The organism is Escherichia sp. E10V10 (assembly GCF_004211985.1).
Taxonomy (GTDB): Bacteria; Pseudomonadota; Gammaproteobacteria; order Enterobacterales; family Enterobacteriaceae; genus Escherichia.
Genome location: NZ_RHJO01000001.1, coordinates 634,185 through 651,153 on the forward strand (window position 1 = coordinate 634,185; position 16,969 = coordinate 651,153).

17 protein-coding genes are annotated in these 16,969 nt (G+C 51.1%); 9 read left to right on the forward strand and 8 right to left on the reverse strand.

The annotated features are described in order from the left end of the window. Positions 1-24 precede the first annotated feature (24 nt). A complete protein-coding gene (torZ, locus tag D9736_RS02925) occupies positions 25-2,454 on the forward strand; it encodes a trimethylamine N-oxide reductase TorZ (protein ID WP_130257651.1) in 2,430 nt (809 codons plus the stop codon). Positions 2,455-2,618: 164 nt separating this feature from the next. On the opposite strand, the gene cmoB is transcribed toward torZ, so the two are convergent. Genes cmoB through D9736_RS02950 form a run of 5 tightly spaced genes read right to left on the reverse strand, consistent with a single transcriptional unit; the run spans position 2,619 to position 6,200 of the window. Further along, positions 2,619-3,590 carry a tRNA 5-methoxyuridine(34)/uridine 5-oxyacetic acid(34) synthase CmoB gene (gene cmoB / locus D9736_RS02930; protein ID WP_000564757.1) on the reverse strand — a complete coding sequence of 324 codons (972 nt, stop codon included), beginning with the start codon at positions 3,588-3,590 and terminating at the stop codon, positions 2,619-2,621. Next, on the reverse strand, positions 3,587-4,330 hold the full coding sequence (gene cmoA / locus D9736_RS02935) for a carboxy-S-adenosyl-L-methionine synthase CmoA (protein ID WP_130208500.1): 744 nt from the start codon (positions 4,328-4,330) through the stop codon (positions 3,587-3,589). The genes cmoB and cmoA overlap by 4 nt, the downstream gene beginning before the upstream one ends. A 40-nt stretch (positions 4,331-4,370) precedes the next feature. Further along, complete coding sequence (locus D9736_RS02940) at positions 4,371-4,766, reverse strand: MAPEG family protein (RefSeq protein ID WP_130218694.1); 396 nt, start codon at positions 4,764-4,766, stop codon at positions 4,371-4,373. A gap of 52 nt (positions 4,767-4,818) precedes the next feature. Further along, entirely contained in the window at positions 4,819-5,637 is an 819-nt protein-coding gene (locus tag D9736_RS02945; protein ID WP_130257652.1) for a DUF72 domain-containing protein, read from the reverse strand. Beyond that, entirely contained in the window at positions 5,634-6,200 is a 567-nt protein-coding gene (locus D9736_RS02950; protein WP_130218698.1) for a hydrolase, read from the reverse strand. Before D9736_RS02950 ends, D9736_RS02945 begins: the two co-directional genes overlap by 4 nt. A gap of 310 nt (positions 6,201-6,510) precedes the next feature. Here D9736_RS02950 and aspS point away from each other — a divergent pair, with 310 nt between their 5' ends. From aspS to ruvC, 4 genes are all read left to right on the forward strand, one after another. Continuing rightward, a complete protein-coding gene (gene aspS, locus D9736_RS02960) occupies positions 6,511-8,283 on the forward strand; it encodes an aspartate--tRNA ligase (protein WP_130208496.1) in 1,773 nt (590 codons plus the stop codon). A 117-nt stretch (positions 8,284-8,400) separates the two neighbouring features. Then, the gene (gene nudB, locus D9736_RS02965) at positions 8,401-8,853 is read left to right on the forward strand and encodes a dihydroneopterin triphosphate diphosphatase (protein ID WP_001300367.1); all 453 of its coding nucleotides are present in this window, start codon (positions 8,401-8,403) and stop codon (positions 8,851-8,853) included. 28 nt (positions 8,854-8,881) lie between these two features. Continuing rightward, positions 8,882-9,622, forward strand: a complete 741-nt coding sequence (locus tag D9736_RS02970) for a YebC/PmpR family DNA-binding transcriptional regulator (RefSeq protein ID WP_000907234.1) — start codon at positions 8,882-8,884, stop codon at positions 9,620-9,622. 34 nt (positions 9,623-9,656) lie between these two features. Beyond that, positions 9,657-10,178, forward strand: a complete 522-nt coding sequence (ruvC, locus tag D9736_RS02975) for a crossover junction endodeoxyribonuclease RuvC (RefSeq protein WP_010350951.1) — start codon at positions 9,657-9,659, stop codon at positions 10,176-10,178. A 4-nt stretch (positions 10,179-10,182) separates the two neighbouring features. Here the strand turns inward: ruvC and D9736_RS02980 are convergent, their stop codons facing one another. Then, on the reverse strand, positions 10,183-10,782 hold the full coding sequence (locus tag D9736_RS02980) for a YebB family permuted papain-like enzyme (protein ID WP_130257654.1): 600 nt from the start codon (positions 10,780-10,782) through the stop codon (positions 10,183-10,185). 273 nt (positions 10,783-11,055) lie between these two features. On the opposite strand from D9736_RS02980, the gene ruvA reads away from it, so the two are divergent. Together ruvA and ruvB are read left to right on the forward strand one after the other, a co-directional pair. After that, entirely contained in the window at positions 11,056-11,667 is a 612-nt protein-coding gene (gene ruvA, locus D9736_RS02985; protein ID WP_000580323.1) for a Holliday junction branch migration protein RuvA, read from the forward strand. 8 nt (positions 11,668-11,675) lie between these two features. Beyond that, complete coding sequence (gene ruvB / locus D9736_RS02990) at positions 11,676-12,686, forward strand: Holliday junction branch migration DNA helicase RuvB (RefSeq protein ID WP_000568522.1); 1,011 nt, start codon at positions 11,676-11,678, stop codon at positions 12,684-12,686. Between the two features lie 382 nt (positions 12,687-13,068). On the opposite strand, the gene znuB is transcribed toward ruvB, so the two are convergent. Together znuB and znuC are read right to left on the reverse strand one after the other, a co-directional pair. Further along, the gene (gene znuB, locus D9736_RS02995; RefSeq protein ID WP_130208494.1) at positions 13,069-13,854 is read right to left on the reverse strand and encodes a zinc ABC transporter permease subunit ZnuB; all 786 of its coding nucleotides are present in this window, start codon (positions 13,852-13,854) and stop codon (positions 13,069-13,071) included. Further along, entirely contained in the window at positions 13,851-14,606 is a 756-nt protein-coding gene (gene znuC / locus D9736_RS03000; protein ID WP_130208493.1) for a zinc ABC transporter ATP-binding protein ZnuC, read from the reverse strand. The genes znuB and znuC overlap by 4 nt, the downstream gene beginning before the upstream one ends. 78 nt (positions 14,607-14,684) lie before the next feature. On the opposite strand from znuC, the gene znuA reads away from it, so the two are divergent. Together znuA and mepM are read left to right on the forward strand one after the other, a co-directional pair. Next, complete coding sequence (gene znuA, locus D9736_RS03005) at positions 14,685-15,617, forward strand: zinc ABC transporter substrate-binding protein ZnuA (protein WP_130257655.1); 933 nt, start codon at positions 14,685-14,687, stop codon at positions 15,615-15,617. A 15-nt stretch (positions 15,618-15,632) separates the two neighbouring features. Next, positions 15,633-16,955, forward strand: a complete 1,323-nt coding sequence (mepM, locus tag D9736_RS03010; RefSeq protein ID WP_130218704.1) for a murein DD-endopeptidase MepM — start codon at positions 15,633-15,635, stop codon at positions 16,953-16,955. The last annotated feature ends 14 nt before the right edge of the window (positions 16,956-16,969 follow it).

The following is a 16,969-nucleotide window of genomic DNA, read 5'->3' on the forward strand; positions in this document are numbered from 1 at the left end:
TCCTCGTAGATCAGGGAGGAAGTTATGACATTAACAAGACGTGAGTTTATTAAACATAGCGGTATTGCTGCCGGGGCGCTGGTGGTGACATCGGCTACGCCGTTACCCGCTTGGGCAGAAGAGAAGGGCGGAAAAATCCTCACCGCGGGTCGTTGGGGAGCGATGAACGTAGAAGTGAAGGACGGTAAGATTGTTTCTTCTACAGGCGCGCTGGCGAAGACCATCCCGAACTCCTTACAGTCTACGGCGGCGGATCAGGTACACACTACGGCGCGTATTCAGCATCCGATGGTGAGAAAAAGTTATCTCGACAATCCATTGCAACCGGCAAAAGGTCGTGGCGAAGATACCTATGTACAGGTGAGCTGGGAACAAGCATTAAAACTGATTCATGAGCAACACGATCGCATTCGTAAAGCTAACGGACCATCGGCCATTTTTGCAGGGTCTTACGGCTGGCGCTCTTCTGGCGTGTTGCATAAAGCGCAAACCTTACTGCAACGTTATATGAATCTGGCGGGGGGATATTCCGGGCATAGTGGCGATTATTCTACCGGGGCTGCGCAGGTGATCATGTCGCACGTTGTCGGTTCTGTGGAGGTCTATGAACAGCAGACTTCCTGGCCGCTGATTCTGGAAAACAGTCAGGTGGTGGTGTTGTGGGGCATGAACCCGCTGAATACCTTAAAAATTGCCTGGAGCAGTACCGATGAACAAGGGCTGGAATACTTCCATCAGCTGAAAAAATCGGGCAAACCGGTGATTGCCATCGACCCTATCCGTTCCGAAACAATCGAGTTCTTTGGCGATAACGCGACCTGGATCGCGCCGAATATGGGGACCGACGTGGCGCTGATGTTAGGCATCGCGCATACCCTGATGACTCAAGGCAAACACGATAAAGCCTTCCTTGAGAAATACACCACCGGTTATCCGCAGTTTGAAGAGTATCTGACCGGCAAGAACGATAATACGCCGAAGAGTGCGGCCTGGGCGGCAGAAATTACTGGTGTACCGGAAGCGCAGATTGTCAAACTTGCAGAACTGATGGCGGCGAATCGCACGATGCTGATGGCTGGTTGGGGGATCCAACGCCAGCAATACGGTGAACAGAAACACTGGATGCTGGTGACGCTGGCGGCGATGTTAGGGCAAATTGGTACACCGGGCGGCGGTTTTGGATTCTCTTATCATTACTCCAACGGTGGCAACCCGACGCGAGTTGGCGGCGTACTGCCAGAAATGTCTGCGGCGATTGCCGGACAGGCAAGTGAGGAAGCTGATGATGGCGGAATGACCGCGATTCCGGTCGCCCGTATTGTCGATGCGCTGGAAAATCCTGGCGGGAAATATCAGCACAACGGTAAAGAGCAAACGTACCCAAATATCAAAATGATCTGGTGGGCGGGTGGCGGTAACTTTACCCATCACCAGGATACTAATCGTCTGATCAAAGCGTGGCAGAAACCGGAGATGATCGTCGTTTCTGAATGCTACTGGACCGCAGCAGCCAAACACGCAGATATCGTATTACCGATCACCACATCGTTTGAGCGCAATGACCTGACGATGACCGGTGATTACAGCAACCAGCATATTGTGCCGATGAAGCAGGCTGTCGCTCCGCAATTTGAAGCGCGTAACGATTTTGACGTGTTTGCCGCTCTTGCGGAATTACTGAAACCTGGCGGTAAAGAGATCTATACCGAAGGTAAAGATGAAATGGCGTGGCTGAAATTTTTCTATGATGCCGCTCAGAAAGGTGCGCGTGCGCAACGCGTGACTATGCCAATGTTTAATGCCTTCTGGCAGCAAAATAAACTGCTTGAAATGCGCCGCAGCGAGAAGAGCGAGCAATATGTTCGCTATGGTGATTTCCGCGCCGATCCGGTGAAAAATGCGCTGGGTACGCCAAGCGGCAAAATTGAAATCTATTCAAAAACGCTGGAAAAATTTGGCTATAAGGATTGCCCGGCACACCCGACCTGGCTGGCTCCTGATGAGTGGAAAGGTACCGCCGACGAGAAGCAGTTGCAGCTTCTGACCGCGCATCCGGCGCATCGTCTACACAGTCAGCTTAACTATGCGGAGCTGCGTAAAAAATATGCGGTTGCCGATCGTGAGCCGATCACAATTCACACCGAAGATGCTGCTCGCTTTGGTATTGCGAATGGCGATCTGGTCCGTGTCTGGAATAAACGTGGTCAGATCCTGACAGGCGCTGTGGTGACTGACGGGATCAAAAAAGGCGTGGTATGCGTGCATGAAGGTGCATGGCCGGATCTGGAAAATGGCTTGTGTAAAAACGGCAGTGCGAACGTGTTAACGGCGGATATCCCCAGCTCGCAGCTGGCGAATGCCTGTGCCGGTAACTCTGCGCTGGTGTATATCGAAAAATATACGGGTAATGCGCCGAAGTTAACGGCGTTTGATCAGCCAGCTATTCAGGCATAAGAAGTGAATAGCGCCCGGAAACGGGCGCTGAGGTTATGCAAACGCAAAACTGCCTGATGCGCTATGCTTATCAGGCCTACATAGTCCCTGCAATATATTGAATTAACAAGGCTTTGTAGGCCGGATAAGGCGTTCACGCCACATCCGGCAGTAATACCAGACCTTTACGGCTTGCGCGCAATCAGTACCGCGCGTTTAGGCGCAGGATAACCTTCCACCGTTTTACCCGGATCATGTGGGTCGAGGAAATCGGCCAGCGATTCAGTAACCATCCATTCAGTGCGTCGCTGCTCTTCTGTGGTGGTGACGCTCACATCCGCAATGCGAATATCAACAAAACCACACTTCTTCAGCCAGTTTTTCAGCGCCAGGGCCGACGGGATGAAATAAACATTACGCATTTGTGCGTAACGATCGCCTGGTACCAGCACCGTGTTTTCGTCGCCATCAATAACCAGCGTTTCAAGCACCAGTTCACCCTCATTCACCAGTTGATCTTTCAACTGCCAGAGATGCTCCAGCGGTGAACGACGATGATAAAGCACGCCCATCGAAAAGACGGTATCAAAGGCTTTCAGTGCCGGAAGTTGTTCAATCCCTAACGGCAGCAGATGCGCCCGTTGGTCGTTACCTAAAAGTTTACGCACTGCTTCAAACTGGCAGAGGAATAGTTGCGTAGGGTCGATCCCCACCGCAAGGTGTGCGCCTGCGCCAATCATGCGCCACATGTGATAGCCGCTGCCGCAGCCGACATCAAGAATGGTGCGCCCGGTTAAATCAGAAAGATGGGGCAGAACACGATCCCATTTCCAGTCGGAACGCCACTCGGTATCGATGTTGACGCCATACAGTGAGAACGGCCCTTTGCGCCACGGCATCAGGTTGCGCATCAGCGTTTCAATGCGCTTAATCTGCCCAGCGCTCAGTGGTTCTTCGCTTTCTGCCGTCACGCTATGCAGTAAATCAAGACGATACGGTTTAATTTCAGGCAGAAATTCCACCGCATTGGACCACTGTTTAAACAGACCGTGCTGCTGTTCGCGCTGCCAGCTGGCAATCTGCGCGGGCAGGGTTTCCAGCCAGTGTGAAAGATGATTTTTGGCAATCAGAGAATAAAAGTTACCAAAGTCGATCATGCAGCGTCCTCTGCTTTTAATGCCACCAGTGAACCAAAGTTAAAGCACTGGAACCACAGCTCGCTATGCTCAAAACCGGCTTTATGCAGGCGTGCCTTGTGGGTTTCCACGGAATCGGTCAGCATTACGTTTTCTAACATGCTGCGCTTCTGGCTGATTTCCAGCTCGCTGTAGCCGTTGGCACGTTTAAAGTCGTGGTGCATGTTGAACAGCAGTTCACCAACTTTGGCATCTTCGAAACTGAATTTTTCCGAAAGCACCAGCGCGCCGCCCGGGTTTAGCCCTTGATAAATTTTATCCAGTAACGCCTGGCGCTCGGAAGGTTCCAGAAATTGCAGGGTAAAATTCAGTACCACCATCGACGCGTTTTCAATGGCAATATCACGAATATCACCCTCAATAACGTCAACAGGCGTAGGCGCTTTATAGGCGTCAATATGACGACGGCAGCGTTCAATCATTGCCGGGGAATTGTCGATGGCGATAATTTTACAATTATCATGATGAATGTTGCGACGCACTGAGAGCGTCGCCGCGCCCAAAGAACAGCCCAGATCGTAAATCTGCGTACCCGGTTGAACGAAGCGTTCAGCTAACATACCAATCATGGAAATAATATTGGAGTAGCCGGGAACGGAACGTTGGATCATATCCGGGAAGACTTCAGCTACCCGTTCATCAAAGGTCCAGTCGCCCAGTCTGGCGATAGGAGCAGAAAATAGCGTGTCGCGGTGAGACATAACGTAAAAATCCGGGAAAAAGAAAGTGGCGTATTGTGCGCTAACGTAGGGAGAAAACCAACTCCCAGGGCATATACCAAAGATTCGCCAGCACCATCAGCAATAGCGCACACCAGGTGGCGCTCATACCAGAACGTCGCCAGCGAAACAGACGGTGATGGAAACCGTAATAATGCATCAGGCGACCTGCAAGCAAAACGAGGCCGCAAATATGCACCATCCAGGTTTCAGCACCATTCATTTCCATAAATAGCATCAATACAATCGCGATAGGAATATATTCCACCGCATTGCCATGAATACGAATAGCACTTTGTAGTTCGCTAAAACCGCCGTCGCCATAGGCAACGCGATACTGCATTCGCAGGCGAACAACATCAAAAGAGAACTTCATTAATAACAACGCACTTAAAACGGCATACAGCGCGCTTACCATACAAACTCCCTTTAAAATGGCCGATGGCACTTGTCTATGATAGGTGGCAAATTCAGAAAAGAGAAGATTGCTGTGGAATAGCCGGGACTGCTCCGATCTCTGGAAGCATTTTACGTAAGTCTTCCCACAGGGTATGTACCAGTTCCGGTGCCTGAGCAATATCTGGCGTGTGCAGAAAAAGATAAGGCGTGGTGTTCTGCTGCCACTGCGCTAATTTCTTTAACCAGACCTGAAATAATTCCCTGTTTTGCGCCATATCATCGCTGCCGATAAAACGGATCAGCGGATTTGTCGCCGTTAGTACGGCATGTACCGGAACCTTCGGTTTCTTCCGTTGAGCGTCGCGTATGGCTTCATTATGCGGACGTGCAGCATGAACCGGGCGGCTGTCTAAAATTACCCGATTAACGCCGCGCTGATGTAATCCGCGATTAAGCGTTTGTTCCTCTTCCCCTTTGGCGAAAAACTGCGGATGACGCACTTCCACACCATAATTAAATTCGCCGGGAAGAGAATCGAGAAAATGCCAAAGCGCAGGCAAATCCCGTGGGCCGAATGTGGCAGGCAGTTGCAGCCAGTATTGCCCAATGCGCGGAGCCAGCGGTGACATACGGGTCAAAAATTCACTGGTTAAATCATCGCAATGACGCAACGCTGCCTGATGCGAAATGGTCGCCGGAAACTTAAAACAGAAGCGGAAGTCATCTGTGGTCTGCTCCCGCCAGCGCAGGACTACCTCGGGTTTCGGCAGGGCGTATAGCGTGGTGTTGCCCTCCACGCAATTAAAGTAGCGGGCATACTCTTCCAGGCTGGTTATCCCCAACCGCACCCATTTAGGATGCGACCATTGCGGTAGACCGATGTAAATCATAACGCGTTGAGGATCTCTTCCACACTGCGCACACGGGCGATGCGTGGATAGATATGGTTGATGCTGTTATTGTGCTGCTCGGCACTGGCGGCGCTACAGGCATCTTCGGCAATCACCAGATTAAAACCGAGTTCCCAGGCATTGCGGGCGGTGGACTCAACGCCGATATTGGTCGAGATCCCACATAACACTATTGTATCGATACCTCGGCGGCGTAATTGCAACTCCAGATCCGTACCGTAAAACGCACCCCATTGACGTTTGATGATTTCGATATCGCTGTCGGTTGCGCCTAATGCAGCAGGATGTTGCCACCAATTTTCGGGCAACACTTTAGCGGGGGAGGGCGCATCGACCGGCTGTTTTAATGCTTCGGCGTAATCGGCAGACCAGCCAACACGCACCAGAAACACGGGCTGACCGCTCGCGCGAAATTTCGCCGCCAGCTTCCCGGCGCGATTTACCACGTCTTCGGCAGTATGCGGACCACCGGCAAAAGGCAAGATGCCTTCCTGTAAATCAATCACCACTAGCGCTGTGGATTTGGCATTAAGTTCAAGCATGATCACTCCAGATAAAACAAAATCGTGCCTCTCACCTTAATGCGATTAGCCGATGGCGGAACGACAAATTTTGTTAATTTTTATGAGTTCGGACAACACCTTTATAGCAAACTGGCGTAGAGTCTGAATCCAGGCCCGATATAAAGTGGTAACGAGGCGTTCCAGCGCGGGCCAGGCTCTTACGGTGCGGCAGAATTTCCAGTATAATAGCCGCCTTTTTTCATTCAGTTGTGACATACAGCTAACGCTGCGACTCAGGTCACCTGCACAGCAGGGGACATCCGCCAGCAGCTAAGTTAAGGGATATCTCATGCGTACAGAATATTGTGGACAGCTCCGTTTGTCCCACGTGGGGCAGCAGGTGACTCTGTGTGGTTGGGTCAACCGTCGTCGTGATCTTGGTAGCTTGATCTTTATCGATATGCGCGACCGCGAAGGTATCGTGCAGGTATTTTTCGATCCGGATCGTGCAGACGCGTTAAAGCTGGCCTCTGAACTGCGTAATGAGTTCTGCATTCAGGTCACGGGCACCGTACGTGCGCGTGACGAAAAAAATATCAACCGCGATATGGCGACTGGCGAAATCGAAGTGCTGGCTTCCTCGCTGACCATCATCAACCGCGCAGACGTTCTGCCGCTTGACTCCAACCACGTCAACACCGAAGAAGCGCGTCTGAAATACCGCTATCTTGACCTGCGTCGTCCGGAAATGGCTCAGCGCCTGAAAACCCGCGCTAAAATCACCAGCCTGGTGCGTCGTTTTATGGATGACCACGGCTTCCTCGATATCGAAACTCCGATGCTGACTAAAGCCACGCCGGAAGGCGCGCGTGACTACCTGGTGCCTTCTCGTGTGCACAAAGGTAAATTCTACGCGCTGCCGCAATCCCCGCAGTTGTTCAAACAGCTGCTGATGATGTCCGGTTTTGACCGCTACTATCAGATCGTTAAATGCTTCCGTGACGAAGACCTGCGCGCTGATCGTCAGCCTGAATTTACTCAGATCGATGTGGAAACCTCTTTCATGACCGCGCCGCAAGTGCGTGAAGTGATGGAAGCGCTGGTGCGTCATTTGTGGCTGGAAGTGAAGGGCATTGATCTGGGCGATTTCCCGGTAATGACCTTTGCGGAAGCAGAACGCCGTTATGGTTCTGATAAACCGGATCTGCGTAACCCGATGGAACTGACCGACGTTGCCGATCTGCTGAAATCTGTTGAATTCGCGGTATTTGCGGGTCCGGCGAACGATCCGAAAGGCCGTGTTGCCGCTCTGCGTGTTCCGGGTGGCGCATCGCTGACCCGTAAGCAGATCGACGAATACGGTAACTTCGTTAAAATCTATGGCGCGAAAGGTCTGGCTTACATCAAAGTTAACGAACGCGCGAAAGGTCTGGAAGGTATCAACAGCCCGGTAGCGAAGTTCCTTAATGCGGAAATCATCGAAGCCATCCTGGATCGTACTGCCGCGCAAGATGGCGATATGATTTTCTTCGGTGCCGACAACAAGAAAATTGTTGCCGACGCGATGGGCGCACTGCGTTTGAAAGTGGGTAAAGACCTTGGCCTGACCGACGAAAGCAAATGGGCGCCGCTGTGGGTTATCGACTTCCCGATGTTTGAAGACGACGGTGAAGGCGGCCTGACGGCAATGCACCATCCGTTCACCGCGCCGAAAGACATGACGGCGGCAGAGCTGAAAGCTGCACCGGAAAATGCGGTGGCGAACGCTTACGATATGGTCATCAATGGTTACGAAGTGGGCGGTGGTTCAGTGCGTATCCATAATGGTGATATGCAGCAGACGGTGTTTGGCATTCTGGGGATCACCGAAGAGGAACAGCGCGAGAAATTCGGCTTCCTGCTCGACGCCCTGAAATACGGTACTCCGCCGCACGCAGGTCTGGCATTCGGTCTTGACCGTCTGACTATGCTGCTGACCGGCACCGACAACATCCGTGACGTTATCGCCTTCCCGAAAACCACGGCGGCAGCGTGTCTGATGACTGAAGCACCGAGCTTTGCTAACCCGACTGCACTGGCTGAGCTGAGCATTCAGGTTGTGAAGAAGGCTGAGAATAACTGATATGACTCTAATACACGAAATCATTCGCGTTGCATCGAGGCGGCAACTGAGTGAACTCCCATGAGCATAGATAACTATGTGAATGGGATGAGCGAAGGCAGTCAACGAAGAGGCAGCGTGAAGGATAAAGTGTATAAGCGTCCCGTTTCGATCTTAGTGGTCATCTATGCACAAGATACGAAACGGGTGCTGATGTTGCAGCGGCGTGACGATCCCGATTTCTGGCAGTCGGTAACCGGCAGTGTGGAAGAGGGTGAAACCGCGCCGCAAGCTGCCATGCGCGAAGTAAAGGAAGAGGTCACCATCGATGTTGTCGCTGAACAACTGACCTTAATTGACTGTCAGCGCACGGTAGAGTTTGAAATTTTTTCACATTTACGTCATCGCTATGCGCCGGGCGTGACGCGTAATACGGAATCATGGTTCTGTCTTGCGCTCCCGCACGAACGCCAGATTGTTTTCACTGAACATCTGGCTTACAAGTGGCTTGATGCGCCTGCTGCGGCGGCGCTCACTAAGTCCTGGAGCAACCGGCAGGCGATTGAACAGTTTGTTATTAACGCTGCCTGAACAGGCAGGGCTATCTGGAGATATTTTTATGGCAGGTCATAGTAAATGGGCCAACACCAGACATCGTAAAGCTGCGCAGGATGCTAAGCGCGGTAAAATCTTCACTAAAATCATTCGTGAGCTGGTAACCGCGGCTAAGCTGGGCGGTGGCGATCCGGACGCTAACCCGCGTCTGCGTGCAGCAATTGATAAAGCACTGTCTAACAACATGACCCGTGACACCCTGAACCGCGCAATTGCACGTGGTGTGGGCGGTGATGATGATGCGAACATGGAAACCATCATCTACGAAGGTTACGGTCCTGGCGGCACGGCAATCATGATTGAATGTCTGTCTGACAACCGCAACCGTACCGTTGCTGAAGTGCGTCACGCATTCAGCAAATGTGGCGGTAACCTCGGCACTGACGGTTCCGTAGCCTATCTGTTCAGCAAAAAAGGCGTGATCTCCTTCGAGAAAGGCGACGAAGACACCATCATGGAAGCAGCACTGGAAGCTGGTGCTGAAGACGTTGTGACCTATGATGACGGCGCAATCGACGTCTACACTGCATGGGAAGAGATGGGTAAAGTACGCGACGCTCTGGAAGCGGCAGGTCTGAAAGCAGACAGCGCAGAAGTTTCCATGATCCCGTCAACCAAAGCCGATATGGATGCAGAAACTGCACCGAAACTGATGCGTCTGATCGATATGCTGGAAGATTGTGACGACGTGCAGGAAGTTTACCATAACGGTGAGATCTCTGATGAGGTTGCAGCGACCCTCTGATGAGGCCGGCTAAACAACAAAACGGAGACGCGTGATGTCTATTATTCTCGGTATTGACCCGGGTTCGCGCGTTACCGGCTACGGTGTTATCCGTCAGGTGGGCAGGCAACTGTCCTACCTGGGTAGCGGATGCATACGCACCAAAGTGGATGATTTACCGTCTCGTCTGAAACTGATCTATGCGGGCGTGACGGAAATCATCACCCAGTTCCAGCCCGATTATTTCGCAATCGAACAAGTCTTTATGGCGAAGAACGCTGACTCTGCCCTGAAACTGGGGCAGGCACGAGGCGTGGCGATTGTGGCAGCGGTGAATCAGGAATTGCCGGTGTTTGAATATGCTGCGCGTCAGGTGAAGCAAACAGTGGTGGGCATTGGTAGCGCCGAAAAAAGCCAGGTGCAGCATATGGTGCGTACCTTGCTGAAATTACCTGCTAATCCACAGGCGGATGCCGCCGATGCGCTGGCGATTGCCATCACCCACTGCCATGTCAGCCAGAATGCGATGCAGATGAGTGAATCGCGGCTGAACCTGGCGAGAGGGCGACTGCGCTAAATTATCACGCTTCAGTCAGTTCAGGCTGAGGCGTTTCTACTCCCTCCGCATGAATCAACATTAGACTCGGATGATGCCACAAACTCGCTGGCGTAACCGTTTTACGATCCCACGGAATTGCGCCTAAGAACCAGAATTTCCAGAAAGTGAGTTTTGCATTCGGATTTCTATTTAACAATTCTCCAAATGTCTCTATTTCACCCACCGGAATACATAGCGCCTCTTTATAAATATCAAAGACAAATTTTGAACAGAACTGGCGTGAAGATTCGTATTTAAAACCGGTGTGGTAGAGTTTGCGTAGCCGGGAGGGAACCTGTTCAACAATTCGTTGTTTTTGTTGTTCTGTTAGCCCTGTGTCTAATCGCTTTATAGCATAGCGTTGATTAGAAGAACGTTTAATAAAACGGGATAGCGTGGTGATGGTTGAAAGGGGAACCCGGCTTTCTGCAACCAGGAAGTCTTCACCGTTATGACCGATAATGATCCCGACGTGATTACTCCAGCAATTTGATGCTGCTGATATTTGGCCAAATAAGGCAGCACCTATACATGTAAAGACGATATCACCAATTTCATATTCAGCAGGGTAATTAATATTCACGTTGTCATTCCATTGAAATAAATATGAATACACGTAATAACATAAAAAAGTTTATTTTTCAGGAGTCGAAATGTATATTTTTTTACGCATTAACTCACTGAATATGTAATATTCAAATATTTGCTTCCAATATAACCTGTAGAATAAATTATACTGCGCCATTTTTCAGATCATCGGGACGCCTCGCAAGTTTTCTTCATCCTTCGCTGGATATCTATCCAGCATTTTTTTATCATACAGCATTATCTTTGATTCATTACGCAGGAGCGTCATGTGATAGGCAGACTCAGAGGCATCATCATTGAAAAACAACCCCCGCTGGTGTTAATTGAAGTGGGCGGCGTAGGCTATGAAGTGCATATGCCGATGACCTGTTTTTATGAACTCCCTGAAGCGGGTCAGGAAGCGATTGTTTTCACCCACTTTGTGGTGCGTGAAGACGCGCAACTGCTGTACGGTTTTAACAATAAACAAGAGCGCACGTTGTTCAAAGAGTTGATCAAAACCAACGGCGTCGGCCCGAAGCTGGCGCTGGCGATCCTCTCCGGAATGTCAGCACAGCAGTTCGTTAATGCCGTTGAACGTGAAGAAGTGGGAGCACTGGTGAAACTGCCGGGCATTGGTAAAAAAACCGCCGAGCGTTTAATTGTCGAAATGAAAGACCGATTTAAAGGTTTGCACGGCGATCTCTTTACGCCAGCCGCCGATCTGGTGCTCACGTCGCCTGCCAGCCCGGCAACCGATGATGCTGAACAGGAAGCGGTTGCTGCGCTGGTGGCGCTGGGCTATAAACCACAAGAAGCCAGCCGCATGGTGAGCAAAATCGCCCGCCCTGACGCCAGCAGTGAAACATTAATTCGCGAAGCCCTACGCGCCGCGTTATGAGGTAAAGGATGATTGAAGCAGACCGTCTGATTTCTGCCGGTACGACTTTGCCGGAAGATGTAGCAGATCGCGCCATTCGCCCCAAATTACTGGAAGAGTATGTTGGTCAGCCGCAGGTTCGTTCACAGATGGAGATTTTCATCAAAGCAGCGAAACTGCGCGGCGACGCCCTCGATCATCTGTTGATTTTTGGCCCTCCGGGTTTAGGTAAAACCACGCTTGCTAATATTGTCGCCAATGAAATGGGCGTTAATTTACGCACGACTTCCGGTCCGGTGCTGGAAAAAGCAGGCGATTTGGCAGCAATGCTCACTAACCTTGAACCACATGACGTGCTGTTTATTGATGAGATCCACCGTCTTTCACCAGTGGTGGAAGAGGTGTTGTATCCGGCAATGGAAGACTACCAGTTAGATATCATGATTGGTGAAGGTCCGGCGGCACGCTCCATTAAAATTGATTTGCCCCCGTTTACCCTGATTGGTGCAACCACGCGCGCAGGTTCGCTGACATCACCGTTGCGCGACCGTTTTGGTATTGTGCAACGTCTGGAGTTTTATCAGGTGCCGGATCTGCAATATATCGTTAGTCGTAGTGCACGCTTTATGGGGCTTGAGATGAGTGATGACGGCGCGCTGGAAGTTGCTCGTCGCGCTCGCGGTACGCCACGCATTGCCAACCGTCTGCTGCGTCGAGTGCGTGATTTCGCCGAAGTGAAGCACGATGGCACCATCTCGGCAGATATCGCCGCCCAGGCGCTGGATATGCTGAATGTCGATGCTGAAGGTTTCGATTATATGGACCGCAAATTGCTGCTGGCGGTAATCGATAAATTCTTTGGTGGGCCTGTAGGTCTGGATAACCTGGCGGCGGCTATTGGCGAAGAACGTGAAACCATTGAGGATGTGCTGGAGCCTTATCTGATTCAGCAAGGCTTTTTGCAGCGTACACCGCGCGGGCGTATGGCGACAGTGCGGGCGTGGAACCACTTTGGAATTACGCCGCCAGAAATGCCGTAAGTCGGTTCGGTTGCTCGCGCCGCATCCGACATTGGCAGTGTGCCTGATGCGACGCTGTTCGCGTCTTATCAGGCCTACCAGGTATAGAGCCGTAAGTCGGATAAGGCGTTCACGCCGCATCCGACATTGGCAATATGCCTGATGCGACGCCGTTCGCGTCTTATCAGGCCTACCCGGTATAGCGAACCGTAGGTCGGATAAGGCGTTCACGCCGCTTCCGACACTGGCAGTGTGCCTGATGCGACGTCGTTCGCGTCTTATCAGGCCTACCTGATATAGCGAACCGTAGGTCGGATAAGGCGCTCGCGCCGCATCCGACACTGGCAATGTGCTTGATGCGACGTCGTTCGCGTCTTATCCGACAATTGTGTTTAGGTACAAATTAGCTGGCCTGTTTTTTCATCATACTCAAAATAAACAACAGCGCAGCACATAGCACCACTGACGGACCCGCAGGCGTATCGTAAAACGCTGAAAAAGTTAAACCGCCAGTTACAGCAATCATCCCCACTAAAACGGCGACACCTGCCATCTGTTCCGGCGTACGGGCAAAACGACGTGCGGTAGCAGCCGGAATGATCAGCAGCGAGGTAATAATCAACGCCCCGACAAATTTCATTGCCACACCAATCGTCAATGCTGTTACCAGCATCAACAGCAATTTCACTCGCTGTAATTTCACGCCATCGACAAATGCCAGGTCCGGGCTAATGGTCATCGACAGTAAATTACGCCATTGCCAGAACAGAATTGCCACCACAATGACCACGCCAATGGCGATGGAGATGAGATCTTCCGGCGTCACTGCCAGCAAATCACCGAACAGGTATGCCATCAAGTCAACGCGAATGTTAGACATCAGACTGACAACGACCAGGCCCAGCGACAAGGCACTGTGCGCCATAATTCCCAATAACGTGTCGATCGCCAGCTGTGGGCGCTTCTCCAGCCATACCAGACCGCCCGCCAGCAGCAGCGTAACGGCAATCACTGCATAGAAGGGATTCACGTCCAGCAACAGACCAAACGCCACTCCAAGTAAAGACGCATGGGCCAGCGTATCGCCAAAATAAGACATACGACGCCAGACAACAAAAGAACCCAAAGGACCTGCGGCACAGGCCAGCATAATCCCGGCTAACCAACCGGGAAATAATAATTCAATCATGAGCGATCACTTCCCCGACGCAGAACAATTCGCCCCTGTAAATCGTGGCGGTGATTATGATGATGGCGATAAATACCCAGCTGTTCAGCTCCGCGAGGCCCGAACATCGAAATAAATTCCGGATGCAGGGAAACGACTTCTGGTGTGCCAGAACAACAGATGTGATGGTTAAGGCAAAGTACTTCATCGGTTTTTGCCATTACCAGATGCAGATCGTGAGACACCATTAAAACGCCACAGTCCAGTTCGCGACGTAACTGGTCAATAAGGTCATATAACGCCACCTGACCATTCACATCCACGCCCTGGGTGGGTTCGTCCAGAACTAATAACTGGGGTTGATTTAACAATGCGCGCGCGAGTAGTACACGCTGCGTTTCACCGCCAGAGAGCTTTTGCATTGGCGCGTCAATAAGATGCCCAGCCTGAACGCGTTTTAGTGCAGGCAGAATATCTTCCTTATGTGTTCTGGGGCGTAAGCGTAAAAAACGGTTTACGGTCAGTGGCAACGTGGTGTCGAGATACAGCTTCTGCGGCACATAACCAATGCGCAGTTTTCCGTGGCGCTTGATAACTCCTTCATCTGGTGTTACCAGCCCGAGTACAACCCGAACCAATGTCGACTTACCTGCGCCGTTCGGCCCAAGTAAGGTCAAAATTTTACCAGGCTTGAGTTCCAGCGACACATCAGAGAGGACGCGGCGTTGGCCAAATGAAACCGAGACATTTTCCAGGGAAACCAGACTTGTCATGTTAATTTTAGTCTTGCAGTAGTCATGAAATGTTATAATATCACACTTCTTATATTCATTACGATAATTGGTCGCATTATGTTACATAAAAAAACGCTTCTTTTCGCAGCATTATCTGCTGCTCTCTGGGGCAGTGCAACTCAGGTAGCAGAAGCTGCCGTTGTCGCTTCGCTTAAACCTGTTGGATTCATCGCTTCCGCTATTGCTGATGGAGTAACAGAGACGGAGGTGTTACTTCCTGATGGGGCCTCTGAACATGATTATTCACTGCGTCCATCTGATGTAAAACGCTTACAGAACGCGGACTTAGTTGTCTGGGTTGGGCCGGAAATGGAAGCGTTTATGCAAAATCCCGTGAGTAAATTACCCGAAGCGAAGCAGGTAACCATTGCGCAGCTTGAGAGTGTAAAACCGCTGCTGATGAAAAGCATTCTCGACGCTGATGATGATCATGACCACGCGGAAAAAAGTGACGAAGATCACCATCACGGCGATTTCAACATGCACGTTTGGCTTTCCCCAGAGATAGCGCGGGCTACAGCGGTTGCAATCCATGGAAAATTAGTGGAACTTATGCCGCAAAGTCGAGCCAAACTTGACGCCAACCTGATGGAATTTGAGGCACAATTAGCTTCAAGTAGGAAACAGGTTGGTAACGAGCTCGCGCCGCTCAAGGGAAAAGGTTATTTCGTTTTTCATGATGCTTACGGCTACTTCGAAAAACAATTCGGACTGACACCGCTTGGTCACTTTACCGTAAACCCTGAGATTCAACCTGGCGCGCAGCGTTTACATCAAATAAGAACACAGTTGGTTGAGCAAAAAGCAACCTGCGTTTTTGCTGAGCCACAGTTCAGGCCTGCGGTCGTTGAAAGCGTCGCACGAGGGACATCCGTTCGTATGGGAACGTTGGATCCCCTTGGGACGAATATCAAACTGGGCAAAACAAGCTATTCAGAATTCCTGAATCAATTAGCTAACCAGTACGCGAGCTGCCTGAAAGGAGATTAATGAGGAAGTGATTACGTGCAACAGATAGCCCGCTCTGTCGCCCTGGCGTTTAATAATTTACCGCGACCACACCGCGTTATGTTGGGGTCGCTTACCGTTCTTACTCTGGCCGTCGCTGTCTGGCGGCCTTATGTTTACCACCGAGACGCCTCGCCTATTGTCAAAACCATTGAGCTTGAACAGAACGAAATTCGTTCTCTCTTACCTGAGGCCAGTGAGCCGATTGATCAAGCCGCGCAAGAAGATGAAGCCATTCCCCAGGACGAACTGGACGACAAAATCGCTGGTGAAGCCGGCGTTCATGAATATGTCGTTTCTACGGGCGACACGTTAAGTAGCATCCTTAATCAATATGGTATTGAGATGGGTGATATCACCCAACTTGCTGCTGCTGATAAAGATCTGCGTAACCTGAAAATTGGTCAACAACTCTCCTGGACATTAACCGCTGAAGGCGAGTTACAGCGTCTGACCTGGGAAGTGTCTCGCCGCGAAACCCGTACCTATGACCGCACCGCCGCGAATGGTTTTAAAATGACCAGCGAAATGCAGCAAGGGGAGTGGGTTAACAATCTGGTGAAAGGAACCGTTGGGACAAGTTTTGTTGCCAGCGCCAAAAATGCAGGTTTAACCAGTGCTGAAGTGAGCGCGGTGATTAAAGCAATGCAGTGGCAGATGGACTTCCGCAAAGTGAAAAAAGGTGACGAATTTGCGGTATTAATGTCACGTGAGATGCTTGATGGCAAACGTGAACAAAGCCAACTGCTGGGCGTGCGTTTGCGTTCAGAAGGCAAAGATTACTATGCTATTCGCGCTGAAGATGGCAAATTCTACGACCGCAACGGCACTGGCCTGGCGAAAGGGTTCTTACGATTCCCGACGGCAAAACAGTTCCGCATTTCGTCTAACTTTAACCCGCGTCGTCTGAACCCGGTAACCGCTCGCGTTGCGCCGCACAGAGGCGTTGATTTTGCGATGCCGCAGGGTACGCCGGTGCTTTCGGTGGGAGACGGTGAAGTGGTAGTTGCTAAACGCAGTGGCGCAGCGGGTTATTATGTCGCGATTCGTCATGGTCGCAGCTACACCACGCGTTATATGCACCTGCGTAAGATTCTGGTTAAACCGGGGCAGAAAGTGAAGCGTGGCGATCGTATCGCGCTTTCCGGTAACACCGGGCGTTCAACTGGGCCACATCTGCATTATGAGGTATGGATTAACCAGCAGGCGGTGAACCCGTTGACAGCGAAACTGCCGCGTACTGAAGGGCTGACCGGTTCAGATCGTACCGATTTCCTGGCGAAGGCCAAGGAGATTGTACCGCAGCTACAGTTTGATTGATTAATACCCATTGG